The 26,019-nt window shown below is 59.4% G+C and carries 22 protein-coding genes, 2 tRNA genes and 1 pseudogene; 19 read left to right on the top strand and 6 right to left on the bottom strand.

Going from position 1 to position 26,019, the window contains the following annotated elements; all coding sequences use genetic code 11:
- Positions 1–139: 139 nt before the first annotated feature.
- Positions 140–1,801: an OFA family MFS transporter gene (locus ACIPL0_RS01720; RefSeq protein ID WP_400594336.1), complete on the bottom strand. Its 1,662-nt coding sequence runs from the start codon at positions 1,799–1,801 to the stop codon at positions 140–142.
- A gap of 556 nt (positions 1,802–2,357) precedes the next feature.
- Here ACIPL0_RS01720 and ACIPL0_RS01725 point away from each other — a divergent pair.
- The 6 genes from ACIPL0_RS01725 (at position 2,358) to ACIPL0_RS01750 (ending at position 7,557) form a co-directional block, all read left to right on the top strand.
- Entirely contained in the window at positions 2,358–4,604 is a 2,247-nt protein-coding gene (locus ACIPL0_RS01725) for an AsmA family protein (protein ID WP_400594333.1), read from the top strand.
- Positions 4,605–4,757: 153 nt separating this feature from the next.
- Positions 4,758–5,825 carry an A/G-specific adenine glycosylase gene (mutY, locus tag ACIPL0_RS01730; protein ID WP_400594330.1) on the top strand — a complete coding sequence of 356 codons (1,068 nt, stop codon included), beginning with the start codon at positions 4,758–4,760 and terminating at the stop codon, positions 5,823–5,825.
- Positions 5,822–6,094: an oxidative damage protection protein gene (locus ACIPL0_RS01735; RefSeq protein ID WP_400594327.1), complete on the top strand. Its 273-nt coding sequence runs from the start codon at positions 5,822–5,824 to the stop codon at positions 6,092–6,094. The genes mutY and ACIPL0_RS01735 overlap by 4 nt, the downstream gene beginning before the upstream one ends.
- Positions 6,095–6,196: 102 nt before the next feature.
- Positions 6,197–6,272 (top strand) — tRNA-Phe (locus tag ACIPL0_RS01740).
- A gap of 158 nt (positions 6,273–6,430) precedes the next feature.
- The gene (locus tag ACIPL0_RS01745; RefSeq protein ID WP_400594324.1) at positions 6,431–6,922 is read left to right on the top strand and encodes a hypothetical protein; all 492 of its coding nucleotides are present in this window, start codon (positions 6,431–6,433) and stop codon (positions 6,920–6,922) included.
- A gap of 59 nt (positions 6,923–6,981) precedes the next feature.
- A complete protein-coding gene (locus ACIPL0_RS01750; protein WP_400594321.1) occupies positions 6,982–7,557 on the top strand; it encodes a cytochrome b in 576 nt (191 codons plus the stop codon).
- Positions 7,558–7,867: 310 nt separating this feature from the next.
- Here the strand turns inward: ACIPL0_RS01750 and gabP are convergent, their stop codons facing one another.
- Positions 7,868–9,259 carry a GABA permease gene (gene gabP / locus ACIPL0_RS01755; RefSeq protein ID WP_400594318.1) on the bottom strand — a complete coding sequence of 464 codons (1,392 nt, stop codon included), beginning with the start codon at positions 9,257–9,259 and terminating at the stop codon, positions 7,868–7,870.
- Positions 9,260–9,681: 422 nt separating this feature from the next.
- Here gabP and ACIPL0_RS01760 point away from each other — a divergent pair, with 422 nt between their 5' ends.
- From ACIPL0_RS01760 to ACIPL0_RS01790, 7 genes and pseudogenes are all read left to right on the top strand, one after another.
- Positions 9,682–10,455 carry an ABC transporter ATP-binding protein gene (locus tag ACIPL0_RS01760; RefSeq protein ID WP_400594315.1) on the top strand — a complete coding sequence of 258 codons (774 nt, stop codon included), beginning with the start codon at positions 9,682–9,684 and terminating at the stop codon, positions 10,453–10,455.
- A gap of 13 nt (positions 10,456–10,468) precedes the next feature.
- Entirely contained in the window at positions 10,469–11,233 is a 765-nt protein-coding gene (locus tag ACIPL0_RS01765) for an ABC transporter substrate-binding protein (protein ID WP_400594312.1), read from the top strand.
- 67 nt (positions 11,234–11,300) lie between these two features.
- Positions 11,301–11,996 carry an ABC transporter permease gene (locus ACIPL0_RS01770; RefSeq protein ID WP_400594309.1) on the top strand — a complete coding sequence of 232 codons (696 nt, stop codon included), beginning with the start codon at positions 11,301–11,303 and terminating at the stop codon, positions 11,994–11,996.
- Entirely contained in the window at positions 11,993–12,682 is a 690-nt protein-coding gene (locus ACIPL0_RS01775) for an ABC transporter permease (RefSeq protein WP_400594306.1), read from the top strand. Before ACIPL0_RS01770 ends, ACIPL0_RS01775 begins: the two co-directional genes overlap by 4 nt.
- Before the next feature lie 251 nt (positions 12,683–12,933).
- Positions 12,934–14,133, top strand: a complete 1,200-nt coding sequence (locus ACIPL0_RS01780) for a methyltransferase (RefSeq protein WP_400594303.1) — start codon at positions 12,934–12,936, stop codon at positions 14,131–14,133.
- A 296-nt stretch (positions 14,134–14,429) separates the two neighbouring features.
- Positions 14,430–14,505, top strand: a tRNA-Thr gene (locus tag ACIPL0_RS01785).
- Between the two features lie 161 nt (positions 14,506–14,666).
- Positions 14,667–15,995 (top strand): annotated as a pseudogene (locus tag ACIPL0_RS01790) (tyrosine-type recombinase/integrase).
- Positions 15,996–16,699: 704 nt separating this feature from the next.
- On the opposite strand, the gene ACIPL0_RS01795 reads toward ACIPL0_RS01790, so the two are convergent.
- Positions 16,700–18,172 carry an ATP-binding protein gene (locus ACIPL0_RS01795; RefSeq protein WP_400594300.1) on the bottom strand — a complete coding sequence of 491 codons (1,473 nt, stop codon included), beginning with the start codon at positions 18,170–18,172 and terminating at the stop codon, positions 16,700–16,702.
- Positions 18,173–18,323: 151 nt separating this feature from the next.
- On the opposite strand from ACIPL0_RS01795, the gene ACIPL0_RS01800 reads away from it, so the two are divergent.
- A complete protein-coding gene (locus ACIPL0_RS01800; RefSeq protein ID WP_400594297.1) occupies positions 18,324–18,956 on the top strand; it encodes a plasmid pRiA4b ORF-3 family protein in 633 nt (210 codons plus the stop codon).
- A gap of 37 nt (positions 18,957–18,993) precedes the next feature.
- Here the strand turns inward: ACIPL0_RS01800 and ACIPL0_RS01805 are convergent, their stop codons facing one another.
- Positions 18,994–19,164, bottom strand: a complete 171-nt coding sequence (locus ACIPL0_RS01805; RefSeq protein WP_400594294.1) for a hypothetical protein — start codon at positions 19,162–19,164, stop codon at positions 18,994–18,996.
- A 497-nt stretch (positions 19,165–19,661) separates the two neighbouring features.
- Here ACIPL0_RS01805 and ACIPL0_RS01810 point away from each other — a divergent pair, with 497 nt between their 5' ends.
- The 5 genes from ACIPL0_RS01810 to ACIPL0_RS01830 all read left to right on the top strand — a co-directional run bounded on the left by ACIPL0_RS01810 (position 19,662) and on the right by ACIPL0_RS01830 (position 24,148).
- Positions 19,662–19,970: a DUF6124 family protein gene (locus tag ACIPL0_RS01810; RefSeq protein ID WP_400594291.1), complete on the top strand. Its 309-nt coding sequence runs from the start codon at positions 19,662–19,664 to the stop codon at positions 19,968–19,970.
- Positions 19,971–20,369: 399 nt separating this feature from the next.
- Positions 20,370–21,857: a CHASE2 domain-containing protein gene (locus ACIPL0_RS01815; RefSeq protein ID WP_400594289.1), complete on the top strand. Its 1,488-nt coding sequence runs from the start codon at positions 20,370–20,372 to the stop codon at positions 21,855–21,857.
- A 35-nt stretch (positions 21,858–21,892) separates the two neighbouring features.
- Complete coding sequence (locus tag ACIPL0_RS01820; RefSeq protein ID WP_400594286.1) at positions 21,893–22,126, top strand: hypothetical protein; 234 nt, start codon at positions 21,893–21,895, stop codon at positions 22,124–22,126.
- Positions 22,127–22,137: 11 nt separating this feature from the next.
- A complete protein-coding gene (locus tag ACIPL0_RS01825) occupies positions 22,138–23,715 on the top strand; it encodes a M48 family metalloprotease (protein WP_400594283.1) in 1,578 nt (525 codons plus the stop codon).
- Positions 23,716–23,896: 181 nt separating this feature from the next.
- A complete protein-coding gene (locus ACIPL0_RS01830; protein ID WP_400594276.1) occupies positions 23,897–24,148 on the top strand; it encodes a DUF2790 domain-containing protein in 252 nt (83 codons plus the stop codon).
- 76 nt (positions 24,149–24,224) lie between these two features.
- Here ACIPL0_RS01830 and ACIPL0_RS01835 read toward each other — a convergent pair whose 3' ends face one another.
- The gene (locus ACIPL0_RS01835) at positions 24,225–24,641 is read right to left on the bottom strand and encodes a helix-turn-helix domain-containing protein (protein WP_400594281.1); all 417 of its coding nucleotides are present in this window, start codon (positions 24,639–24,641) and stop codon (positions 24,225–24,227) included.
- Positions 24,638–25,954: a type II toxin-antitoxin system HipA family toxin gene (locus ACIPL0_RS01840; RefSeq protein WP_400594278.1), complete on the bottom strand. Its 1,317-nt coding sequence runs from the start codon at positions 25,952–25,954 to the stop codon at positions 24,638–24,640. The genes ACIPL0_RS01835 and ACIPL0_RS01840 overlap by 4 nt, the downstream gene beginning before the upstream one ends.
- Positions 25,955–26,019 lie beyond the last annotated feature (65 nt).

Below are 26,019 nucleotides of genomic sequence, written 5' to 3' on the forward strand. Positions count from 1 at the left end.
AATTGTGGGAGGGAGCCCTGCTCGCGAAGGCGATGTGTCAGACACCTTTGCCGTGTCTGAACTGACGCGTTCGCGAGCAGGGCTCCCTCCCACAGGTTTGGCATCGATCCGGTGAACCCGGATCAATGCCAACGACGGCTTAATGGAACAACACCGCCGTCTTCTGCAGGGTGATCCACACGCCCCACGCCAGCGGAATGCCCACCACCAGCCAGGCGGCGATCGCCAGCGGCTTGGTGCCCGGCGCCGCTTTCCACTCAAGCGACGTGGTGTGATCGGCACCGGCGTCGTGACCGATGGCCTGTTCGGCCTTCAGTTGCTCGTCAGTCATGAAGTACTTGTCGGCCACCGGGCGCACCAGCATGTTGCAGATGAAGCCCAGCACCAGCAGACCGGCGAGGATGTACAGGGTGATGTCGTAAGCGTCGGCACGGGCAACGCCGTGGCTCAACTGATACTCACGCAGGTAGTTCACCAGCACCGGACCCAGCACGCCGGCAGCAGCCCAGGCGGTCAGCAGGCGGCCGTGGATCGCACCAACCATCTGCGTACCGAACAGGTCGGCCAGGTAAGCCGGAACGGTGGCGAAACCGCCGCCGTACATCGACAGCACGACGCAGAACGCCGCCACGAACAGCGCGACGCTGCCCAGGTGACCCAGCGTCGGCACCGACGCATAGAGCAGGAAGCCCAGGGCGAAGAACACGAAATACGTGGCTTTGCGGCCAATGTAATCAGAGAACGATGCCCAGAAGAAACGACCACCGATGTTGAACAGGCTGAGCAGACCGGTGAAGCCCGCCGCGATGGCAGCGATGGCCGCCAGTTGCGAAGCGTCCAGTTGAGCGAAGCCCTGATCGGTGCCCAGCAGCTTGCCGCCGAACACTTCCTGCAGCAGCGGCGAAGCCATGCCGAGGATGCCGATACCCGCCGATACGTTCAGGCACAGCACCAGCCAGACCAGACGGAATTGCGGGGTTTTCCACGCCACGCTGACGTGGACGTGACGGTTGGTGACCATGGCGCTGTTGGATTTCTTCGCCGGCGCGGTCCAGCCTTCAGGCTTCCAGCCGGTTGGCGGAACGCGGTACGCCAGGGCGCCACCGATCATGAAGACGAAGTAGATCACCGCCATGGCGACGAAGCTCTGCCAGACGCCGACGCTGTCCGGCGTCGCGAAGTGGCTCATCAGTGCGGTCGCCAGCGGCGCACCGACCATCGCACCACCGCCGAAGCCCATGATCGCCATGCCGGTCGCCATGCCGCGCTTGTCCGGGAACCACTTGATCAGGGTCGACACCGGCGAGATGTAACCCAGGCCCAGACCGATACCGCCGATCACGCCCGAACCGATCCACATCAGCCAGATCTGGTGGGTGTACACACCCAGCGCCGAGATCAGCAGACCGCCACACCAGCACAGGGCCGAGACGACACCGGCCTTGCGTGGGCCGGCGTGTTCCAGCCAGCCGCCCCAGATGGCCGCCGAGCAGCCGAGGAAGATGAAGAACAGGGTGTAGATCCAGCCGAGCATCGAGATCGGCCAGTCACAGCTGGACGAAAAGACTTGCTCGAAGAAGCCCATGTCCGGCGCGCAGGCCACGGCGGTCTTGATGCCGATAGCCTTGGACAGCGGCAGCCAGAACACCGAGAAGCCGTAGGCCATACCGATACACAGGTGAATCGCCAGCGCAGCTGGCGGAACCATCCAGCGGTTGAAACCGCTTTTGGCGATGATGCGTTCCTTGGACAAGAACGCAGGCTGGGCGGCAGAACCACCCAGAGCAGTGCTTGTAGTCATTGAGTTGTTGCCCCTGATTTTATAGTTGTGTCCCGCAAGAATAGCGGCCGCACTTCTGTCATCTCTCTTTTTCACGCACGCGGCACAGGAGATTTATCGGCAGAAAGCCTCATTACGTGACAATTCGACGCAGCATGGCAGCCGAACGGCGAGAGATTACCATCAGGCGCGTGACAGAAAGCATTCTGCTACTACCTTTTTTATGCCATCTGTCATTGTATGGAAACGTTTCGCGATACACCCCATTGCGCCCCTTGTAGGCGCTGGCTTGTCCTGCGGCCGGCGACGAAGTCGTCGCAAATCCTGTGCATGCGGAATGCCTGATAGAACCAAGGTGTCCGGTTTTACTGCCGCTGCGCGCCAGGTCGCAGGGCAAGCCAGCTCCTACAGGGGTCATGCGGGCACCTGCAAAGACACGGTACAGCCACGCACCTACAGTTTTTTGTGTTCACATTGGCTACGCTTGCGGGCAAACGCCGCCGCAGAATCCGGCGCTTCTGCGAGTCGCTATACTCGCGGGCTAAATTTTGAACGACTCGAATACAAGGACTCGCCCATGAAAGCGTTCGGCAAAATCCTGGGACTCTTCATTCTCGGGCTGTTGCTGATCATCGTGGCTCTCGGCTTTGCCTTGACCCATCTGTTTGATCCCAACGACTACAAAGACGAGATTCGTAAACTGGTCCGCGACAAGGGCCACGTCGAACTGACCCTCAACGGCGACATCGGCTGGAGCCTGTTCCCGTGGCTGGGCCTGGAGCTGCATGACGCCAGCGTCGCCACACTGACCGAGCCGACCAAACCGTTCGCCGACCTGCAGATGCTCGGCCTGTCCGTGCGCGTGCTGCCGCTGCTGCGCAAGGAAGTGCAGATGAGCGACGTGCGCGTCGAAGGTCTGAACCTGATGCTGACTCGCGACGAAAACGGCCACGGCAACTGGGAGGACATCGGCAAGGTGCCGGCCAACCCTGCCACGACCGGCTCGACCCAGCCGCCGTCAGCTTCAGAGACGCCCGCCGACACCGCGCAGGCCAAACCCGACAGGTCCTGGCAACCGCTCAAGCTGGACATCGACAGCCTGACCGTGAACAACGCGCGCATCGAGTTCAACGACATCCCGAAAGCCCGGCAATTCACCGCCGAGAGCATTCAACTGAGCACCGGTGCCGTACACAACGCCACCGACATCCCGATCAAGCTGACCGCGTTCCTCAGCACCAACCAGCCGGTGATCCGCACCAAAACCGAGCTGACCGGCAAGCTGCGTTTCGACCGCGCACTCAAGCGCTATCAACTGGACGACATGCGTTTCTCCGGCGAAGCGGCTGGCGATCCATTGCAAGGCAAGACGGTCACTTTTTCGGCCCAAGGCCAGTTGCTGGCAGACATGTCAGCCAACGTCGCCGAATGGACCAGCCTGAAACTGTCGGCCAACCAGCTGCGCGCCATCGGCGAACTGCACGTACGCGACCTCGACAAGACCCCGCAGCTGAGCGGCGGCCTGTCCATCGCCCAGCTCAACCTGCGCCAGTTCCTCGACAACATCGGCCAGCCGGCACCGACGCTGGGTGAAAACAGTCTCAACGCGTTCGAAATGGTCACCCGCGTGGCCGCGACCCCGACCAGCCTGGCGCTGGACGACCTGACCGTGAAACTCGACGACAGCACCTTCCGTGGCCGCGTGGCCGTGGACGACTTCGCCAAACAATCCCTGCGCCTGCAACTCAAGGCCGACACCTTCGACGCCGACCGCTACCGTCCGCCACAAAGCGAGCAGGCGAAAAACGCCGGTGCCGCGCGCAAATCCGAAGTGCAGAGTGGCGAGGCCGACGCCATGGCCGCGTCCGGCACCACGCCGCTGCCGAATCAGCCGACCCAGGTAGCCTGGAGCGACACACGCCTGCTGCCGCTGGAGCGCATGCGCAAACTCGACGTCGATGCCGACCTGAGCTTCGGCAAGCTGATCGTGGAAAAACTGCCGATCGATAACGCCGCGCTGAAAACCACGGCGCTGGATGGCGTGGTCACCATCGACAGCCTGCGTGGCGATCTCTACAACGGCAATTTCGAAGTCAAAGGCAATCTCGACGTGCGCCCTGAAGTGCCGCTGGCGAGCATGCAGACCCGCGTGAACCGGGTGCCGGTGGAGCATTTCATCCAGAGCCAGGGCACCACCCCGCCACTGCGCGGCCTGCTGACCCTGAACAGCGACGTCACCGCCAAGGGCAACAGCCAGAAAGCGCTGGTGGAAAGCCTCAACGGCACCGCCAACTTCGCCCTCAACGACGGCGTGCTGGTCAACGCCAACCTTGAGCAACAGCTGTGCCGGGGCATTTCCGTGCTCAACCGCAAGACCCTGAGCGGCGAGCCACGGGGCAAGGACACGCCGTTCCAGCAACTCAACGGCAATCTGGTGTTCCGCAACGGCGTCGCCAGCAACCCCGACCTGAAAGTGCGCACACCGGGCCTGACCGTCAACGGCGATGGCGACATCGACCTGCGGGTGATGGGCATGAACTACCGCGTCGGCGTGATCATCGAAGGCGACAAGAGCGAAATGCCCGACCCGGCCTGCGAAGTGAATCCGCGCTTCGTCGGCATTGAATGGCCGATTCAATGCCGTGGCCCGCTGGAACTGGGCGCCAAGGCCTGCCGCCTGGACAACGAAGGCCTGGGCAAGGTCGCTGCGAAACTGGCGACCGACCGTCTCGGCGACAAGCTGAACGACAAGATCGACGAAAAACTCGGAGACAAGGTCAGTCCCGAACTCAAGGACGCGCTCAAGGGATTGTTCAAGCGGTAACATTGCCAGGCTGACAACACACAACCTGTAGGAGCAATCCGAGGTTACGAGGGTCGCGAAGCGGTGTATCAGACATACCGCAATCGCGACCGTCGTAACCTCCGATTGCTCCTACAACCTGCATAAAGCATTTCCTGAATCCCGGAACCCCCGATGCAACCCGAGCAGTTCTCCTCCGCCGTCCTCGACTGGTACGACCGTCACGGCCGCCACGACCTTCCCTGGCAACGCAACATCACCCCGTACCGCGTCTGGGTTTCGGAAATCATGCTGCAACAGACCCAGGTCAGCACCGTGCTGGGTTACTTCGACCGTTTCATGGACGCTCTGCCCACCGTGCAGGCACTGGCCGAGGCGCCGGAAGACGAAGTGCTGCACCTGTGGACCGGCCTGGGTTACTACACCCGCGCCCGCAACCTGCAAAAGGCCGCGAAGATCGTCGTGGCCGAGCACGGCGGTGAATTCCCCCGCGACGTGGAAAAACTCACCGAACTGCCCGGAATCGGCCAGTCCACTGCCGGCGCCATCGCCAGTATCAGCATGGGCATCCGCGCGCCGATCCTCGACGGCAACGTCAAGCGCGTGCTGGCCCGCTTCACCGCACAGGAAGGCTATCCGGGCGAGCCGAAGGTGGCGAAACAGATGTGGGCCACCGCCGAGCGCTTCACGCCACACAGCCGGGTCAATCACTACACTCAAGCGATGATGGACCTGGGCGCCACCCTGTGTACCCGCAGCAAACCCAGTTGCCTGCTGTGTCCGCTGGAGCGCGGTTGCGAAGCGCACATGCTCGGTCAGGAAACCCGCTATCCGGTGCCCAAGCCGCGCAAGGCCATTCCACAGAAGCGCACCCTGATGCCGCTGTTCGCCAACGACCGCGGCGAGATTCTGCTGTACCGCCGGCCGTCGACCGGCCTGTGGGGCGGTTTGTGGAGCCTGCCCGAACTGGACGACTTCGACGACGTGCAGCACGTCGCCGCACAGCACGCGCTGGAACTGGGCGCGCATCAGGCCCTGCCAGAGCTGGTACACACCTTCAGCCACTTCCAGCTGAGCATCGAGCCGTGGCTGGTACGGGTCGAAGGCAGCCCCCCTCACGTGGCCGAGGACGACTGGCTCTGGTATAACCTCGCCACCCCGCCGCGCCTGGGCCTCGCCGCCCCGGTGAAGAAGCTGCTGAAAAACGCAGCCGACGTTTTGAATGCAGGAGAACCCTCATGACCCGCACCGTAATGTGCCGCAAGTACAAAGAAGAACTGCCAGGCCTGGACCGTCCACCGTACCCGGGGGCCAAAGGCGAAGACATCTACAACCACGTCTCGCAGAAAGCCTGGGCCGACTGGCAGAAACACCAGACCCTGCTGATCAACGAACGTCGCTTGAACATGATGAATGCCGAAGACCGCAAATTCCTGCAGACCGAGATGGACAAGTACCTCTCCGGCGAGGAATACGCCAAGGCCGAAGGCTACGTTCCACCGTCCGAATAACCCCCTGCAGACGGCGTGAATCGTAAGCGGAGGAAATAATTCAAATTTTTTTAAAAAACTTGCTTGACGACCTCCTGAAAAACACGTCTAATGCGCCCCGTTGCCCAGATAGCTCAGTCGGTAGAGCAGGGGATTGAAAATCCCCGTGTCGGCGGTTCGATTCCGTCTCTGGGCACCACTAATACCGAAAAACCCCTGCATCGAAAGATTCAGGGGTTTTTTATTGGCTGCGATTTTTCCGGCCATCGGCGCCCGGCTACCCTTGGTAAATCCCGGCGCCTGCGTTTCAATAGCCCGGCGTCACCACCACCCTCGCCCGCAAAAGGATCGATGTGCATGGCCTCCCCAGAAAAACAGCAGAAACGCGCCCAGCGGGCCAAAGCCAAGGCCAAGCAGAACCGTTCCGGCAAGGGCAAACCGAGCGTGGTGCACCCGGTGCTGAATCACGCCTTCGTCGACGAGCCGTTCGATGACGTCGCCATCGACCTGAGCACCTTCGACTTCAACGACATCGAAGAGAACGGTTTCGACCCGGCTGACTTCGACGACCTGTTCGAGGCCATGAAGGCTGGCGAAGCGGTCAGCCTGCTGGCGATGTGCGTGGTGTTCCTGCAATACCCGGTGCTGGAGCTGGTGATTGCCGAGGAAGCCGAAGAGTCGGCCACCGACTTCATGATGGGCCTGCTGATCACCTATCGCGGGATCTTCCACGACGAAGACGAAGACACCGCGGTGGAATGGATCGGCAGCGATGCGTTCCAGAAAGCCTACTCCGAAGCCTCGCTGATTCTGGAAAAGAAGAACGCACGGGACGCCGGTCGCCGCTGACAGGCGATTTTTGATTTACATGACACCGGTCAAGACGGTAGCTTTGCGCCAGCACGAGAATGCAATTCCTTCTCAACAAGGCAACCGTTTTGACACATCCACACTCCCCTTCGCCCGCCAGCGCGGATGAAGCGAGCGCTTACTCCCGATCCCGAATCGTCCTGCACTGGCTGTCCGCGGCCATCATCCTCTGGGCCACTTTCAGCGGCTTTGGCGTGGTGCTGCTCGACCCGCAGGACCCGATCCGCCAGTGGGTCGAATCGTTCAACCCGCAACTGACCAGCCTGTTCATCCCCTTCTTCGCCTGGCGCCTGTGGCTGGCGATCAGAGCCACCCCACCGCGCGAACATAGCAGCGCACAGCAACGCCTCGCCAACGCCGCCCACAAAGCGATCTACGCGGCGGTTTCAGGGGTGTTGATCACAGGGGTGCTGATGATGAGTCATCCGGTGACACTACTGGCGCTCATCCCGCTGCCACAGCTCGTTCACTCGAAGATGGCACTGCTGGAACTGCACGAACTGCACCACCTGCTCTGCGCCGCACTGGCAGGGTTGGTCGCGCTGCACCTGGCGGCGGTGGTGATGCACCAGGTGAGGGGGAAATCGGTGTTGGGCAGGATGATAGGACGCTGATTTCGGTTTTCGCCTACTCCCCACCAAAGCAGTCCGGCTTGCCGGCAAGGCAGACTGCCACGGTGGGGCTTGGGCGCGAGCTGCCTTTGATTCTGGCCGAAGGCCGTGGGAGGGAGCTCTGCTCGCGATGGCGGTAGGTCAGTCAGCACATCATTGCCTGCAAAGACGCCTTCGCGAGCAGAGCTCCCTCCCACAGGTTATTCGTCGCCTTCGCGGGCAAGCGCGCTCCTACGGGACCGGCAAAAAAACGGCCGTCACCCCGCAAGGTGACAGCCGCTTCAACGCCCGGCGAACCGGGCTCAATCCACAATCAGTTCAGCACGACCTTGCCCGCGTTCACCGCCTTGCGACGGTTGGCGACGATCAGGCCGGCGGCCACGACCAGGATGCTCAGCAGGCCGGTAGCGATGATTTCCATGCGGTGGCCTTCCTGGAACAGCATGACGGTCAGGACCGCGATGATGAACACGATCACCGCCCAGGTCAGGCCCGGGAACAGCCACATGCGGAAAGAGATGGCTTCACCCTTGGCTTCGCGCTGGCGGCGCATGCGCAGTTGCGAAACGGCGATCACCAGGTACACCAGCAGCGCGATGGCGCCGGAGCTGGCGAGCAGGAAGTCGAACACGGCAGCGGGCGCGACGTAGTTGGCGAACACCGCAGCGAAGGCCGCAGCGGTCGACAGCAGCACCGCCCAGTACGGCGTACCGGCTTTGCTGGTGCGTTGGGAGATGGCCGGTGCGTCGCCGCGCTTGCCGAGGGAGAACAGCATGCGCGACGAGGTGTACAGCGCCGAGTTCAGGCAGCTGGTCACCGCCGCCAGAACGACCAGATCAACGATCAGCTTGGCGTTCGGGATGCCCATCAGGTCCAGCACGGTCTGGTAGGAACCGAGGCTCGCCAGACGGCTGTCGTTCCATGGCACCAGGGCCACGACGAGGAAGATCGACAGCAGGTAGAACAGGCAGATCCGCCAGATCACCGAGTTGGTGGCCTTGGTGATCTGTTGGCCCGGGTTCTTCGACTCGGCTGCAGCGATGGTGACGATTTCGGTACCCATGAACGAGAACATGGTGGTCAGCATCGCTGCCAACACCGCGCCCAGGCCGTTCGGCAGGAAGCCCTGAGTGTCCCACAGGTGGCTGACACCGCCGACCTGGCTGGTCGGCAACAGGCCGAAGACCGCCGCGATACCCAACACCACGAAGCCGATGATCGCCACGACCTTGATCAACGCGAACCAGAACTCGAACTCACCGTAGTTCTTCACGCTGAACAGGTTGGTCGCGGTCAGCAACAGGGTAATGACCAGGGTGAACACCCAGATCGCCACGTCCGGGAACCAGGCATGCAGGATCGTCGCGGCGGCGTTGGCCTCCAGCGGGATCACCAGCACCCAGAACCACCAGTACAGCCAGCCGATGGTGAAACCGGCCCAGTGGCCGATGGCGCGGTCGGCGTACGTCGAGAACGAGCCGGTATCAGGGGAAGCGACAGCCATTTCGGCCAGCATGCGCATGACCAGCACCACCAGCGTACCGGCGGCCATGTAGGCCAGCAGCACGGCAGGGCCGGCTTCGGCGATGGCGTGGCCGGAACCGACGAACAGGCCGGCACCGATCACACCGGCAATCGACAGCATGGTGATATGCCGGGATTTCAGCCCTTGTTCGAGATTTGAAGCGTTTTGGGTACCGCTCATAAATGCAACCTTTGTGTTTTTTGTACGGATCAGCGCGTGTGGTGAAGCTTCGTAAAAAGATCGCAACAGCGCTGTTATTTATTTTTTACGCAAGATTTACGCCAAAATATTTCAAAAGCGACGTCGCCTCGGGATATGCCCGTGCCAGAGCCTTCGCGCAACCTGTTGAGAGATATGCGCTTAAACGTTTCCGCGTAGGAAATGTTACCGAGCGACTCAGGGAGGAGACGTGCATGCGCACCGAAAATACACACGAACCGACGAAAAGCACCAATACAGGGCGAAAATTTCGCCTTTGGTCGTACCGATGGCCGAAATACCCTTCCACACGGCGTTTAAAGCTGGCACCATCGCGCCCTTTTTGCGCAAGGTCGCCTCGGCTGACCCGTCTCAAGCGCGCCTGAAACACATGAGGACCGCACATGGCCGAGGCCACGCCCGCCCTGGAAATCCGCAACCTGCACAAACGCTACGGCCAACTGGACGTGCTCAAGGGCATCTCCCTGAGCGCACGGGATGGCGACGTGATTTCGATCCTCGGCTCGTCCGGTTCGGGCAAGTCCACGCTGCTGCGCTGCATCAACCTGCTGGAAAACCCGCACAAGGGTGAAATCCTGGTTGCCGGCGAAGCGCTCAAACTCAAAGCCACCCGCAAGGGTGAACTGATCGCCGCCGACAACCGTCAGATCAATCGCCTGCGCAGCGAAGTCGGTTTCGTCTTCCAGAATTTCAACCTGTGGCCGCACATGAGCGTGCTCGATAACATCATCGAGGCGCCGCGCCGCGTGCTCGGGCAGAGCAAGGCCGAAGCCATCGAAGCGGCGGAAGCGCTGCTGGACAGGGTCGGTATCGCCGACAAGCGCCATGCCTACCCGACGCAACTGTCCGGCGGCCAGCAACAGCGCGCCGCCATCGCACGCACGCTGGCGATGCAACCGAAGGTCATCCTGCTCGACGAACCGACGTCGGCGCTGGACCCGGAGATGGTGCAGGAAGTGCTTAATGTGATTCGCGGTCTGGCCGAGGAAGGCCGGACGTTGTTGATGGTGACCCACGAAATGAATTTCGCCCGGCAGGTGTCCAGTGAAGTGGTTTTCCTGCATCAGGGGCTGATAGAAGAACAGGGCACGCCGCAGCAGGTCTTCGATGACCCGCAGTCGGCGCGCTGCAAACAATTCATGTCCAGCAATCGCTAACGGAGCAACATCGATGCAGACCCTGAAAAAACGCCTGCTGGCCGCTGTCGCCACGCTGCTTGTCTCCACCGGCGCCTTGGCTGCCGACACCCTGAAAATGGGCATCGAAGGCGCTTACCCGCCGTTCAACAACAAGGACGCCAGCGGTCAGGTCGTGGGCTTCGACGTGGAAATCGGCAACGCCCTGTGCGCCAAGATGAAAGTCACCTGCGAAGTGGTCACCTCGGACTGGGACGGCATCATCCCGGCGCTCAACGCGCAGAAGTTCGACTTCCTGATCTCGTCGATGTCGATCACCGACGAACGCAAGCAGGCCGTGGACTTCACCAACCCGTACTACTCGAACAAGCTGCAGTTCATCGCGCCGAAAACCACCAACCTCGGCGCCGATAACGCGGCGATCAAGGAAGCCCTCAAAGGCAAGGTGATCGGTGCCCAGCGCGCCACCCTGTCCGGCAGCTGGCTGGAAGACAACTGGGGCGACGACGTCACCGTCAAACTCTACGACTCCCAAGAAAACGCCTTCCTCGACCTGGCTTCCGGTCGCCTCGACGCCCTGCTCGGCGACAAGTACGCCAGCTACGAGTGGCTGAAAAGCGATGCCGGCAAGAACTACGAGTTCAAGGGCGAGCCGGTGTTCGACAACGACAAGATCGGCATTGCCCTGCGCAAAGGCGACCCGCTGCGCGACAAGCTCAACGCCGCGTTGAAGGAAATCATCGAAGACGGCACCTACAAGAAGATCAACGACAAGTACTTCCCGTTCAGCATCCTCTGATCCGCCCGACCGAGGCCGCTGCTCATTGTCGTGAGCAGCGGCCTCGGCGCTTGTGCAAAGCCAACTCATGAATTTCGATCTTTACGGATTCGGCCCGGCCCTCGCCGCCGGCATGCTGATGACCCTGCAACTCGCGCTGTCGGCCCTGTGCCTGGGCCTGATCCTCGGCCTGCTCGGCGCGCTGGCGAAAACCTCGCCCAATCGCGCCCTGCAATGGCTGGGTGGCACCTACTCGACGCTGGTGCGCGGCGTGCCCGAACTGCTCTGGGTGCTGCTGATCTACTTCGGCACGGTCAACGCCATGCGCGCCATCGGCCAGCTGTTCGGCCTGAGCAACTTCTCGCTGAGCGCCTTTGCCGCCGGGGTCATCGCCCTGGGCCTGTGCTTCGGCGCTTACGCCACGGAAGTGTTTCGCGGCGCCATGCTGTCGATCCCCAAGGGCCACCGCGAAGCCGGCCTGGCACTGGGCCTGTCGCGCCCGCGCATCTTCATCAAACTCGTGTTGCCGCAGATGTGGCGCATCGCCCTGCCGGGGCTGGGCAACCTGTTCATGATCCTGATGAAGGACACCGCGCTGGTCTCGGTGATCGGCCTTGAAGAAGTCATGCGCCACGCGCAGATCGCCGTGACCGCGACCAAACAGCCGTTCACCTTCTATATGGTCGCCGCCTTGATGTACCTGGCGATGACCGCGCTGTCGATGGTCGGCCTGGCCTGGCTGGAGCGTCGCGCCTCGGTCGGTTTCACAAGGAGCGCCGCATGACCTGGGAATTCATCGCCAAGTGGCTGCCCAAACTGCTGCAGGGCGCCACCCTGACCCTGGAGCTGGTCGCCATTGCCGTGGTCGCCGGGTTGATCCTCGCGGTCCCCATGGGCATCGCCCGGGCCTCGCGCAACAACTGGGTGCGCGGCCTGCCGTACGCCTACATTTTCTTCTTCCGCGGCACGCCGTTGCTGGTGCAACTGTTTCTGGTCTATTACGGCCTGGCGCAGTTCGACGTGGTCACCCAAGGCCCGCTGTGGCCGTACCTGCGCGACCCGTTCTTCTGCGCCGCGCTGACCATGACCCTGCACACCACCGCCTACATCGCCGAGATCCTGCGCGGCGCGATCCAGGCCGTGCCGCCCGGCGAAATCGAAGCCGCCCGCGCGCTGGGCATGTCCAAAGGCAAGGCGCTGCTCTACATCATCCTGCCCCGCGCCGCGCGCATCGGCCTGCCGGCCTACAGCAACGAAGTCATCCTGATGCTCAAGGCCAGCGCCCTGGCCAGCACCGTGACCCTGCTCGACATCACCGGCATGGCCCGCACCATCAACGCCCGCACCTACCTGCCGGAACAGACCTTCCTGATCGCCGGGGTGATCTACCTGGTGATGTCGTTCGTGCTGGTGCAAGGCTTCAAACTGCTGGAACGGCGCCTGCGGGTAGAAGCGATTCAGGGCCGATAACCCCTCCGGCCCCTGTGGGAGCGAATTCATTCGCGAAGAGGCTTATCAGGCGACCCCTCTCTATCACCTGATCCATTTTTCGCGAATGAATTCGCTCCCACACAATCGCCACGAAGACCGTAGGTGCGCGCTTGCTCGCGACCTGCCGCGCAGCGGCAGCAAAACCATCCCCCACGCTGCATCTGCCACCCCACACCCCGCAAATACCCCGTAAGCTTCTCGCTCATCCCTGAATACACCGCCGCCACACCATGCCAGCCACAAACCTGCACACCCACTTCCTCGCGCTCGACGCCTTCCTGCTCGCGCACCAACCCCTGTGGCGGCCCAAACCCTTCACCCACCGGCAACTGCCCTGGGAAACCGGACACCCGCAACTCGCCGCCTGGCTGCGCAACCGCAGCCTTGAAGACGCCGAACTGGCCCATAACCACCCGGAGCACCTCGACGCCCCGGAGCCGTTCCGCCAGATCGCCGCGCAATCCATCGCCCTCAGCGCCATCGACGCCCTGCCCGGCCATGCACTGCAAAGCGTGCCACCGCGCATGAGCGTCGACGTGCCCGGCCGCAAATGGCAGCAGATCGAAGCCTTCGCCAGCCGCCTCGACTTTCAGCAGACACCCAGCCACTGGCTCGACTGGTGCGCCGGCAAAGGCCACCTCGGCCGTCGCCTCGCCCATCACGGCCAGGCCCTGACCTGCCTTGAATACGACCCGGCGCTGATCGAAACCGGCCGCCAACTCAGCCACAAACTCGGCATCGCCGCCGAACACCTGCAACAAGACGTCATGGCCGCCGACACCGCCAGCCGCCTGCAGGCCGCTCACACCCCCGTCGCCCTGCACGCCTGCGGCGACCTCCACGTGCGCCTCATGCAACTGGCCAGCGACGCCCGCTGCCAACAGATGGCCATCGCCCCCTGCTGCTACAACCGCATCGCCAGCGACCACTACCAACCGCTGTCGAACGAAGGCCAGGCCTCGGTGCTGCAACTGTCCCTCGACGACCTCGGCCTGCCGCTCAGCGAAACCGTCACCGCCGGCGCCCGCGTGCGTCGCCAGCGCGACACCTCCATGGCCCGCCGCCTCGGCTTCGACCTGCTGCAACGGCAACTGCGCGGCGTCGACGACTACCTGCCCACCCCGTCGCTACCCAGCGCCTGGCTCGACAAACCCTTCGCCGACTACTGCCGCGACCTCGCCGCACTCAAACACCTGCCCGCCCCCGGCCCGCAGGACTGGCCCGCACTCGAAGCCGCCGGCTGGCAACGCTTGGCCCACGTGCGCAACCTCGAACTGCTGCGCAACCTGTTCCGCCGCCCGCTGGAACTCTGGCTCATCCTCGACCGCGCCCTCTACCTGCAACAACGCGGCTACCACGTACGCATCGGCACCTTCTGCGAAAGCCACCTCACCCCACGCAACCTGCTCATACTCGCCGAACACAAATAATCCACTTCGAGCGTCCTGCCCTGTGGATAACTCTGTTGACGAAATTCCCGCCAACGCACAGGACGCCTGACGCGCAAACGATTTCACAAATTGGTCATTTTTTAGACAGCCACTAAAAGGCCACAAAAACAGTAGCTTGCGAACGGATGAGAACCGCTCCACAAAATCGCCACCCTGCACCGCCCCCGACAGATCCATTGTGAATAACGCTAATCGCGCCCCGGCATAAGCAGCGCAAAAAAACTGAAATTAAGGCTTTACTCGACAGACCAAATCCCTATAATCAGCGCCCACACGCCGGTATAGCTCAGTTGGTAGAGCAACTGACTTGTAATCAGTAGGTCCCGGGTTCGACTCCTGGTGCCGGCACCACATTAGGCTCCATAGCATTCACCGAATGCTCTGGAAGCCCCGATAACCCGCCATTTGGCGGGTTTTTTCGTTTCAGGGCCCTCTGTCGGGATCCAACAAAATCCCCCTTCCCCGAGGGTATGTTAGGGGTAATGCGATTTTCCGGTCAGGAGCGTACCCCTATGCCACATCTAGCGATCCCTCTCAGCGACCTGCAATGCCGCACAGCCAAAACCCGCGAACGCGCCTACAAACTGTTAGACGGCGGCGGCATGTACCTTTTCGTCAAACCCAATGGCGTGAAGACCTGGCGCTTGAAGTACACCAAGCCCCGCGGCAAGGAAGGCACGCTCATCATCGGCAATTACCCCCATCGTTACCCTTTCCGTGGCACGACGTAAGCGAGACGAAGCCAAGGCGTTGCTGCAAGACAGCCTCGATCCAATGGAAGAAAAGAAAAAGGCCAAGATCGTAGCCCAACGTGCGGCACTGCTTTTCGAAACCGTTGCCCTAGAGTGGCACGCTGATATGTCCCGCCGCTGGACCGAAGGCCACGCGAAAATCGTAATGAGCCGACTGCGCATCCACGTCTTCCCGTTAATCGGCCAACGAACATCGCCGAACTCGATACCCACGACCTGCTAGAAATCACCCAGCGCATCAAGGAACGCGGCACCATGGATGCGGCGTTAAGGGTACAGAACTACTTATTCACCATCATGCGCGGGGCCAAAAGGGCTCGGCAGATCACCATGAATCCTGCTCTGGATCTGGCAGGCTCGATTCACGCGCCGCGCACAGTCCATCGCCCGGCCCTATCCCTCAATCGCCTACCCAAACTGCTACGCCCTATCGACAACTACAACGGCCGCGAGCTGACGCGCCTCGCCGTCCTGTTGACGTTGCATGTATTCGTCCGCTCCAGTGAACTACCCTTCGCTCGATGGAGTAAGTTCGACTTCCAACGCGCCATGTGGGAAATCCCCGATATGCGCGCACCGATTGAAGGGGTACGCAACTCGACACGCGGGACCAAGATGAACGGCGACATTCAAATGGTTCCGCTATCGCCGCAGGCCATCGAAATACTGGAGCGCCTGCGTAGCCTCAGTCGCTTTTCAGAGTTAGTGTTACCGGGCGACCACAAATACTGGAAACCCATGTTCGAGAACACGGTGGACACCATGCTCTGCAACGTCGGCTACGACACCAGCAAGGACGTTTGCGGCCACGGCTTCAGAACCATGGTCTGTAGCGCCCTGCTGGAGTCCGGGTTATGGACCGACGCAGCCATCGAAAGACAAATGAGCCACAAGGAGCGCAACCGCATGCGTGCCGCGTATATCCACAAGGCCGAATTCCTCGAACAGCGCAGACTGATCATGGCGTGGTGGAGCAACTACATCGACGCCAACTGCCTTGGGCATATAACGCCCCACGAATTCGCTCACCCGGTCGGCGACAACATTACCACCCTACAAGATAGCCGTGGCGCATCCAAACGTGGGTAAGCCAATGAGATCACCGCAGTCCGCCCTTCCACGCGGGTCCATCCAAACAGGGCTGCAAAGCCGCCCTGCTTGGATGGACCTCACTTAAAAATTCTAAAGCCCACGCAACTGTCTGTGGAAAACCACGATTTCCACCAGTGGACAAGTTCATCCACAGCCGCAGAGCTCCTGAAAATTCAAGCCTTGACCCAAATTATCCACAGGCGTAGAAAAGATCGGGTAAAGCGCTGTCGTTGACATCGGTCAGCAGCGGCCCATCAGGTGCCTTTCACCAAACTTAATCTTTCCCCCAAGTGCTGTCAGCAATCTTTGATCGAATCGCGGCCTCGGTGTATCCCGGCTCGCTGGAAAACTTTCTGATCGTCACATAACGCATGGCACATTCATCTCAAACAGAAGCAGTGCTAACTGAGCAGTGGTCGTAGGTGCGCACTCTGCAGGCGCGTTTTCTGGTCGTACCCGCGTTCGTACCTCTGGGTACGCACCGGGTCGACAGTGGTGCGCACCTCGATAAAAAAGGGCAATACCGCGTTAACCAGAATGGTAACCAGTCATCTGGTAACCGTTGCGCGTAATCAGAAAACGTTCTTTGTGAGTGCGCACCTGCGAGCTCGATGTGCTCAAGCCGTGGCAACTATGCTGACAACCTATTCGTGGTAACCGGCCTAGGCGCGCACTGACAACGTATCATTGTAATTAATAGTTCACTCCTCTTCCTCGAACATTTTCGGTGTTGATAGAGTCGAGAGTATGTCTGATGTGTAACGCAAGATATTTGCGCCTAATGTATATGCATATAGGCTGCTGGGCAGAAAGCGAAACTGGACATTATTGCAAGTAACATCTCCAGATATAGTTTTTGTCGTGACTAAGATTGGCTGTTTTAGCTTAGAGTGTAAGCCAGAGAACTCAACGCAGTGCCGGAGTAGAGACCACTCTTCATAGGCTCTATCCGACCATTTAACCTCTGCAATCCAGTTTGGTGACTGATTGGTGGTATTCAAAGATACGATATCTATTTCGCCATGATTCCAACGGGCATAGTAAAGAACATTTTTCTGGCTATGTTGCCACTGGCTGAAAATTGCTGTCTCAGTTAAGTGCCCCATGGCTTCTGAGCTTTCATTTATTTGACCAAATAGCGCCGCACGCATAGATGGATTGGTTAGGTAAATTTTGAAGCACATGGCACGCTTGAAGCGCTTTGCATTTTGGTCGATTCGTTCAATGCGCTGTATTAAGAAAGCAGCTTCTAGATATTCCAAATAACGTTTTATTGTATTTTTCGCAACACCCGAGCTTTTTGACAACCCTTCTAAGGATACTTCGTTTCCTGTGTTGTAAGCTAGAACTGTGAATAGTCGATTTAGCTCCTGAATATCCGATATACCATACAAACTAGGCAAGTCTCGAAGCAAAACCTTGTCGATAATATCGCTTTTGATGTATTGCCCAGGATTTGATTTTATCGTCTCTGAAAATACTGCTTCAGGATACCCCCCGAAATTAAGATAATTAACAAATTCTCGATTTAGCTCCTCGATTTTGGTGCATACATAAGTATTGGGAAAACCGTTCTCCCTGGGTTGTTCTTGTATGAGTGTTTTTTCTCGATCAATAAACTGGAGGTATTCAGCGAAAGTTAGAGGCGGCAATGTAAAATTGCTAAATCTTCCGGCGCCCGACTCGTTGCTTTTCATCCGCAACGCTGCTGCGGCTGAACCAGTGGCAACAAATTTATAATCCGGGAAAGAGTCAACCAGCGATTTGAGATGTATTTCCCAATCTTTTAAATATTGCACCTCATCAAAAAATATAAATAATTTATCCGTGCGTCCAATATCAAAAAGCGACATGAACATACTCAGGATTTTTTCTAGACGCAAACCCGTATAAAGAGGCGTTTCGAGTGATAAGTACAGAACGTTTTTACTGGGCACACCTTCTCTTATTAGCTCATCAATTGCATGATAAATCATGACTGTCTTGCCGACTCGTCGTGGCCCCATCAACACGACAGCACGTCGAACTGAGCGATCTTTTACCGACCGTAGAAACGGGGCGAAATATTTTCGCCGTGGCATTGCTGCATAGCTGATGGGCTGTTCGTTCTCCTCCCACCACGGGTTGTCGAATTTGAGCCGCCCTAGAATTTCCTGCTCAGATATTTCAAACATAATGAATCTCAAGATCAGTTGACTGATCTTAATATTGCTCATTGAAATCAGAGAGTCAATGCTCTGATCGTATTTGGTACCCGAGAGGAGGCTTGACGAACTCATCGCCTGCTTTACTGCGCTCTGCGCCTGAAAAGTCGCGGCCCATTTCTTGTTTCAACACAGTGCTACCCTTCCCACCTGCCCACAAAAAACAAGGCCCACTCTCACGTCCAAGGCCCTCCCCTTCCCTACCCCCGAAACCGAACTGCTACTGATCATCGAATTGCGCGATGTCGAGCCTGTCGTGTGGCGGCGTGTGGTGGTACCAAGGGACGTCACGCTGAACGAGTTGCATGTGGTGCTTATCGTGACGATGGGTTGGGAGGGCGATCACTTGCATGAGTTCAAGATCGGCGAGGAGCGCTATGGGATTCCTGATCCGGATGGCTGGGATTCGCCGGTGACACTTGAAGAAGGTGTTCGCCTGATCGATGCGCTAGCCGGCAAGAAGAGCTTCCGTTATCTGTACGACTTCGGTGACGGTTGGGATCATCTTGTGAAGATTGAGAACCTGCCGGCCGGTGCGACTTTTCCACATTTGCCGTATTGCCTCGAAGGCGCCAACGCCTGCCCTCCGGAAGATATCGGCGGCCCTCGGGGTTATGCCGGCTTTGTCGAGGCGTTGGCTGATCCGCGTCACCCCGACCATAAGGAGATGAAGCGCATGTTCAGACCGCCGTTCGAGCCGACGGAGTTTGATATGGCGTTAACGAATCATTGGTTGTTAGATGTTTTCTCGTAATCAGGCTTCTATGAGCCTTGAATGACAAGCGCATCGTCTACCTGCGCAGCCTCAACGCCCGCCGCAATCGGGCGTTATCAATTGCCAGCAACGCGAGCATTCCCGCTGTAAAAACATCCATCGCCTCACGCCCCAGAAAATGCCAAAAGCCCCAGGCGGCGGCTGACGCGATGATCCCTGTCACCAAAAGCAGGCCTGCGTCTTTCATGCACGTTGCTCGGTTCTATAAAAATGCCGCATCTCGATGCTCCAGATCAGATTGCTGCCTGAGAGCTGGCGAGATTGAAATCTGATGGAATGGCGTGGATAGCCAACGAGTCTCCTTTTTGCGTGGGATCTTTCCGAAAGCATCGAATCATCGGTTGGTTACAGACACGTCCGACACATCTCCCCACACAAAGCCCCGCGCCCCTGTAGGACGATTCTGAAATTAAGCTATATGCTCCTCGGCGCGTTGCGGTGCCGTAGATCGGGGCCTATCTTCCCTCCGTCGCAATGATGCGACCGGTTTTGACAGACCGATTCCTCGAATGTAACGCCCGAAAAGACCTGTAGATCTTGTGTCCGCAGGTCGAGTCATGGCGGCTGTACTTGGGGCACCTCGTGTGCGCCAGGTTCCTGGACTGGTCTGTCAACCCTCGTACAGTCGCCACCCATTTGTTTGACAGCGGAGGGTGTCGGCTCAACCTTTCAGGAAGAGACCCCATGATCCGATCCACACCCCACCCACCTGCAAACCCCGTCACCCAAACTTCCGCATTCAGCGTCAATCTCGGCAACCTCAGTCTGTTCCGCGTGCAACCCGAAGTCCGGGTCGAAGACGCGCTTGTCCTGGCTTCCGAGTATCTGGCCTGTGCAGCGGCGACAGCGTATGAGTCGGCGGATAACGCCGCCCTGGAGTTCCGGCCATTGGCGAGAGCCGTAGTGTATCAGATCGAAGCGGCAAAGGCGCTGGTTGAGGCTTCGATTGCGGGGTTAGGCAATGAGCGAGAGCAGCAGGAGAAACCGGCTTGAGCAGGGCCGTTTTGAGCCGTTAGCTGTCACGCATGAGCCGAATAACGTCGCTATTCGGCTCATTGTCACCCCGTTTCTCCATTGCTAATCCGCGGGCTTCGTATGAGCTGCAGCAGCCGCTGTCCTGAGGCCAAATACAAAACATATCGGCTCTACGGTGAGGGCAACTTGCCTTAAAAACAGCAGACGTCTCGCTTTTATTTATTCGATAGATCCCTGCGGGAAATTGCCACAAAATAGTGGCCATATGCCTTAAATCTCGTTGATCAGGGTCAGTTCAAACCCTTGAAAACCGCTCAAAAACGCCATTTTTCAGGCGTTTTAGCTGGTACGTAACCTTGACACTCTTGGTATCGGCCATTTAAAAAGTCGATACATTTGAATTTTCAAGAGACATGGATGTCCCTGCGTCCCCTTCTTCGCGCATTCCCTCACGCGCTCCTTTTCGTTTTGGTGCTGGCCTTGCTGAAAGCGTATGACCCGTTCGGCTTGTCCAGCGCGGGCGATCAGGCGTCAGCGTCGTGGCTCAACCGCATCTTTGCCGGTTTCTACCCGGAAACGGGGCAGAAGGAAATTGTGGTCATCGAGATCGACGATGACTTTCTGATACGCAACGACACGTACTGGCCCCTGCCTTTTGACGAGCAGGCCCGGCTGTTCAAGCGGTTGCTGGCGTTCAAGCCGGGTGCGGTGTTCGTTGACCTGATGTACAGCCACGAACACTCAGCGGCTGGACAGGCGCAGGGCAGTCTGTTGTTGGCCAATGTATTCGAGCGCTTTGAACGCCAGGGTATTCCGCTGTTTCTGGCGAACACCGGTCAGTCGCGTGGCGCAGGCGGCAAGGTCAATACTCTGGAGACGCTGGCGGCGTTCACACGTCCGGCGCAAGTGCAGTGGCAAGGTACCGGTGATCGTTATCCGCTGGCGGTTAATACGCCATCCGGGGTGCGTGAGACACCGGCGCTGTTGCTGTATCGGGAGCATTGTCGCCAGACAGGCTGCCCTGACCTGCCGGCCGATGCGGTCAGTGCTCAGGCGCAGGCCCCAATCTCGATTCAGTGGGGGCTGACGCTGTCACCGAAACAGCAATGGGTGGGCCATACAACGCCCTGTAAGCGCGACGACGAAGCACTGGATCAACGGGTGCGTACGCCGTTTTCCAACATGTGGACTCAAATCAGGCAGGGCTTCACCTGGAAAAGCGGCGACAACGGTCTAGCCCCGTGCCGGTATCACCTGACACTGCCCGCCAGCAGCCTGGAAGTCACCGACCCGGATGACCGCAAGCTGGTGAGCAGCTTGCTCGAAGGCCGGCTGGTGCTGGTTGGCGCCAACATCACGTCAGCCGGCGACTACGAGCGTTCACCGGTCAACGGGCAGGTTCCAGGTGTGTTTCTGCATGCAATGGCACTGGACAATCTCATTACCTACGGCATGGGCTACGACCGCGAGCCAAGCGACGTGCTGATCGACGGCATCAGTTGGCTGGACTGGCTGGAGATCGTGCTAGCGGGTACCACGTATCTGATTCAGACATGGATCACTCGCGTGACGGATCGCGAAATAGCCAGGCAGGCACTTGAGCGCCTGCACTTGCGTGTGGCCGCCCCGCTGATTGCCTGGCTGGTCGTGGTGACCATCATTGCCTTGCTCAGCTGGGCCTTGAAAGCCCTCCACATCACACCTGTGAACGTGCTCACCATTTTCATGACTTCGCTTCTGTTGCTGGGGGAAGGGCTCCGGGCTGCGCTGAAGGTTGTCGTTCATTACTGGACCCAAGGAAATCAAGGATGCTCAGAACAACACTTTTTGCACTTACCCTTCTTACCTGCCAAACAACGCTGGCGGCGGCTCCGGTCGTTGAAGCGTTTCTGGTCGACCCGGTAGCGCTGCTGGACGAGCAAGGCAAGGTTCAAGGCGAGTTGTCACGCAAGGACGCACCCACCAAGCCATTGCCTGTATTGCAGTACAACGAAGCCCTGGAGCAAGTGCAGGTCGAAGTCTCTGGCAAGAAGGTCTGGATGGACACCGCAGACCTGCGTCTGAATCCGGGGAAAATCGTCAAACTGCCCTGCCAGAAAGTCCCTACAAGTCTCGCCGCCGACGCGCACAACCCGTCCACATTGGGTTATGGCCCCGGCTGCAGCGGCCAATAAGGAGTGAGCTCGTGAAGGGAACGCTAACGACGGCGGCCGTACTGGCAGGCTCACTGCTGACGGGCTGCCATACCATGAAGGGCGCCGACGACGCCTTTATGAATCTGGTCGGCCCCTCGACGCAGTCGCGTATCAGCGGCCATTACGTCGACGCTGAGGAAGTGCGCCAGTATTACCCGCTAGACCCGCAGCGACAGAGCAAACAGCGCCTGAGCTATGACGGCCATTTGATCCCCGCCAATGAGCTTCAGCAGAACAATCAGGTGGACATTCCCATGCTGCAAGCCTATTTGCAGGGGATCGTCTCCCGGCTGCAGAAGGGGTGGCCCGGCGAAGCACCACCATTAAAGGTCAAGCTCATCGACAGCTACGCCTTCGGCCCGTTTACCGACGCCTACGGCTCGGTATTTGTCCCGCTGGGCATGCTCGACAACGTCGAAAGCGAGGATGAAATCGCGGCCATGCTGGGCCACGAGATCAGCCATGTGCTCCTGCATCACCACGACCGTTCAGCGGCGTTTCAGGAGCAGAAGTCCATGATGGTCAACGTCGCAACGATGGTGGTGATGGGGGCGAGCGTGGCCGACACCCACGTGGATCGCAGCAGCGGCGAGATGAAATTCACCAGCAAGAACCCGTTGCGTACCCAGAACACCATCAACAAGACGGTGCTCTACACCGCGTTGATCAACAGTTTTTCCGACAACGTCTGGAGTACCGCCTGGGGCCGCGCGCAAGAGGATCAGGCTGATCTGCTCGGTGCCGACCTGATGATTCGGGCCGGTTATGCACCACGCGCTGCCGGGTTCACTTTGCAGCGCCTGGATGACTTCCAGGGTAAGCAAAAGCCATTGCTCTCCAGCTTCCTCGACGAGCGCAAGACCGCGATGCAAGCGTCGCTGCAAAGTCTGAACCTGAACAGCTTCGCCAAAGAGGTGGATGTCTTCATCACGTCAGGGCTGACCACGAGCATCACGGCCACCACCCAGTATTTCAATCGCTCGCACATGTCGCCGCTGGACCGCAACGAAGATCTTCAGCAATACCTGCAGCGCGAATACCGCCAACAGCGGCGTTCTCAGGTCGATAAACGCGGCTGGCCCAAAGTCCGCGACTCAGTGCAGGTGGCAGCAGCCTTACAGGGTTATCGGGACGCGTCAGCGGTCAACGATGCGCTGGCCGCCAACAAGCTCGAGGAGGCGGAAGCCTTCAGCAAACGGGCGCTGGCTTCGCCCGTCCGCGATCAACCCGGCATCCGGCGCAGTGCTTATCTGGTGCACATGGCGCAAGGGAAACGCCAGGAAGCGCTCGCCGATCTAAATGCGATCAAGGACTGGTCGCTTGCCGCGCCGTCGGTGTATGACCTGAAGATTGGCAACGATTTGAAGTACAACAACCCGCAAGCCGCGCTGGCGATGATCGACAAGGCTGAAACCCACCTGGGTTCCGAGGAGTTGTTCATCACCGAAAAACTGCGCGCCAATCAAATGTTGCACAACGACCCGCAAGTCCAAGCGGTGCTCGGCAAATGCGCGCAGTACCCCAACCGCAAGGCGAACTGCCAGAAGCTGGTACCGACAAAAGCCTGACAGGGGAGCTTGCGCAAGAAACATGTACCGCTGTGTATCTGCCGCCCTGGCAGATACGCACGGATGCGTTTCCCCCGGTTCGGTGACACATCCGGTATACGTGCGGGGCGTTAAATGGGACCCATCGAGACAGCACACAGCGTCTCAAAACGGTCACCCACTCAACGCAAGGAGTCACGTCATGAACTGGAAAAACCTCAGCCTCGCTTCCCTGTTTGCCGTTCTGAGCCTGGGCGCTGTCGGCGCCAATGCGGCGGACGCGCACAGCTACATGTACGGTGATCACCTGGACATCGCCAAGGTGGTGTCGGTGAACGAAGGTTCGGCGTCTTGTGGTGTGGTGAATGCGCGTCTGACTTATCTGGATTCGATGGGTCAGAAGCAGGCGGTGGATTACCGGACCATTGCTCAGGGTTGCGCTCAGGACAACTGATTCTGGCGCTCACCCACGGCCAATATCGTGCGCACGCCCAAGTCGATGGGCAGTGCGCACGTTAGTCGGTGAAGGCTCAATCGTCCTCTCGGCCTTCAAGTTTGTTCATCTTCTCTAACAGTCTCGCCGCCGGGCTGAGCGGGCGCTTGCGCTTTGGGTTGGCGCCACGGCTTGGTGTTACAGGCGGCTGCTCCGGCTGCCCCAAGGGCGGCGTGTAAGTGGTTTTGCCCAGGGACATGAGCCCCAGCCGCAGGCCGAACTTGCGCAGGATGGATTCGAGGGTGCCGAGGGTCGGGTTGCCTTTGTCTTTTTCGATCTGGTACAGCGCTTTGGTCGACAGGTTGCACATGGCGGCGAACGTGTCCTGGTCGAAGCCGGTCACTTCGAGCCGCAACCGGCGAATCGCGGTGCCGAGGGTTTCGTTTCCCATCGCATGCTGCTGCATGATGTCGTCGATCAGCTTTCTGCGCTTTTCGGGCGTCACTGTGCTCATCTGAGCCCCCATTCGGTCAGGCGCCTGTCCAGGTTGTTCAGCGGGATGGATTGGGCGTTTCTCACTTCTTCCGGCAAGCCGGTCAGCAGGTCTGGCAGGGCGCGGAAGACGTCGGCGGCATCGCGCAGGCGCTGGAACAGGACGTCGGGGCTGACGATCTGCGAGAAGCCGTCGCAGATGGTTTTCCAGTCCGGGTTGCCCATGTGTTCCGAGGCCCATTTGGTGACGCGAGTGATGCCTTCCGAATCGAGCACCATGGGCGCCAGGTCGTAGATCGGCGCCAGCTCGAAGCGGCTCTGATGCCTGAAAATCGCCATGTTGCGGCCATGGTTGTCCGAGTTGCCGAGCACTCGATTGAGCAGGTCTCGGCGCAGGTATTCAAACACCAGTTCCTCCAGTTCGTTGTCCTGCGCCGCTCCACGCCACAGTTGTACCAGCCGACCGATCACGTCTTCGTGGCGCATGCTCGAGCCAGGCTCGGTGTTTTCGCACACGGAATAGACGGACTCCATGGGGATCCTTTCCACCCTGCCCTGCTCGATGCGCCTGTCAAAACGCGGCATCCACAGGCTCGGCTTCTCGGCCTCCTCCAATGCGAGCCCGTCCGTGGACACGGTATTCAGGCCAAGCTCGGCGATCGCCCGGTAATAGTGATACTCGGCGCGAAGGATGTTCTTGTCGCGCTCGGTGACCTGGTTGCGGGCAAACTTCACCAACCAATGACGGTGTGCCTGCTCATCGGCCAGCATCGCATCGGCGTACAAGTCGCCCGCGCCGTCCTCGACCATGATCAGCTTCGGCGCTTCGCCCTGCGCGCCGGTCGCGCCGCCCAGCGCCGCACCGGACTCATAGGCGTACTCCAGAAAGTCGTTGGTTCTCTCGACCACCTCTTGGCGCGCGAAGGGCTCTTGGCGCGTCTGGTCGATGTACTCGAATGACTCTTTGATGCGCAGGTGCCCGATCGGCGACGGCGTGCAGCGCTTGAGCAGGAAAAAGTCCATGCTCATGCCGTCGGGCTTTTCGTCGCCGAACCGCCTTTGCAGGGATCTACGCGCGGCGCCGGCCGGCACGATGTCGTAGATGAACGCGGGATAACCCAGGCTGTCGACAGCATCCCAGTTCAATGGCGCATTCACGCTGACGGCAGGCGTAAACGCAGTTCCTATCCGGTCAATGAAATCGACCAGATACTGGTTGTCGTAAGCCAGCGTGCAGCGCGACCTTTCAACGGCCTGTGGATCGTCGACAGACAATAACGCCGCGTCGTACCACTGGCCGTCGACACAGGTTTGCAAGGTGAGGGTTTCTGCCATGGGTATACCGCAATCGGAACTATGATGCCGACAAAGATAGTCAAATTCCTGAATTCCGGCAATTT

Origin of the sequence: Pseudomonas sp. NPDC090208 (assembly GCF_044746785.1) — a bacterium.
In the GTDB taxonomy this organism is placed as follows: Bacteria; Pseudomonadota; Gammaproteobacteria; order Pseudomonadales; family Pseudomonadaceae; genus Aquipseudomonas.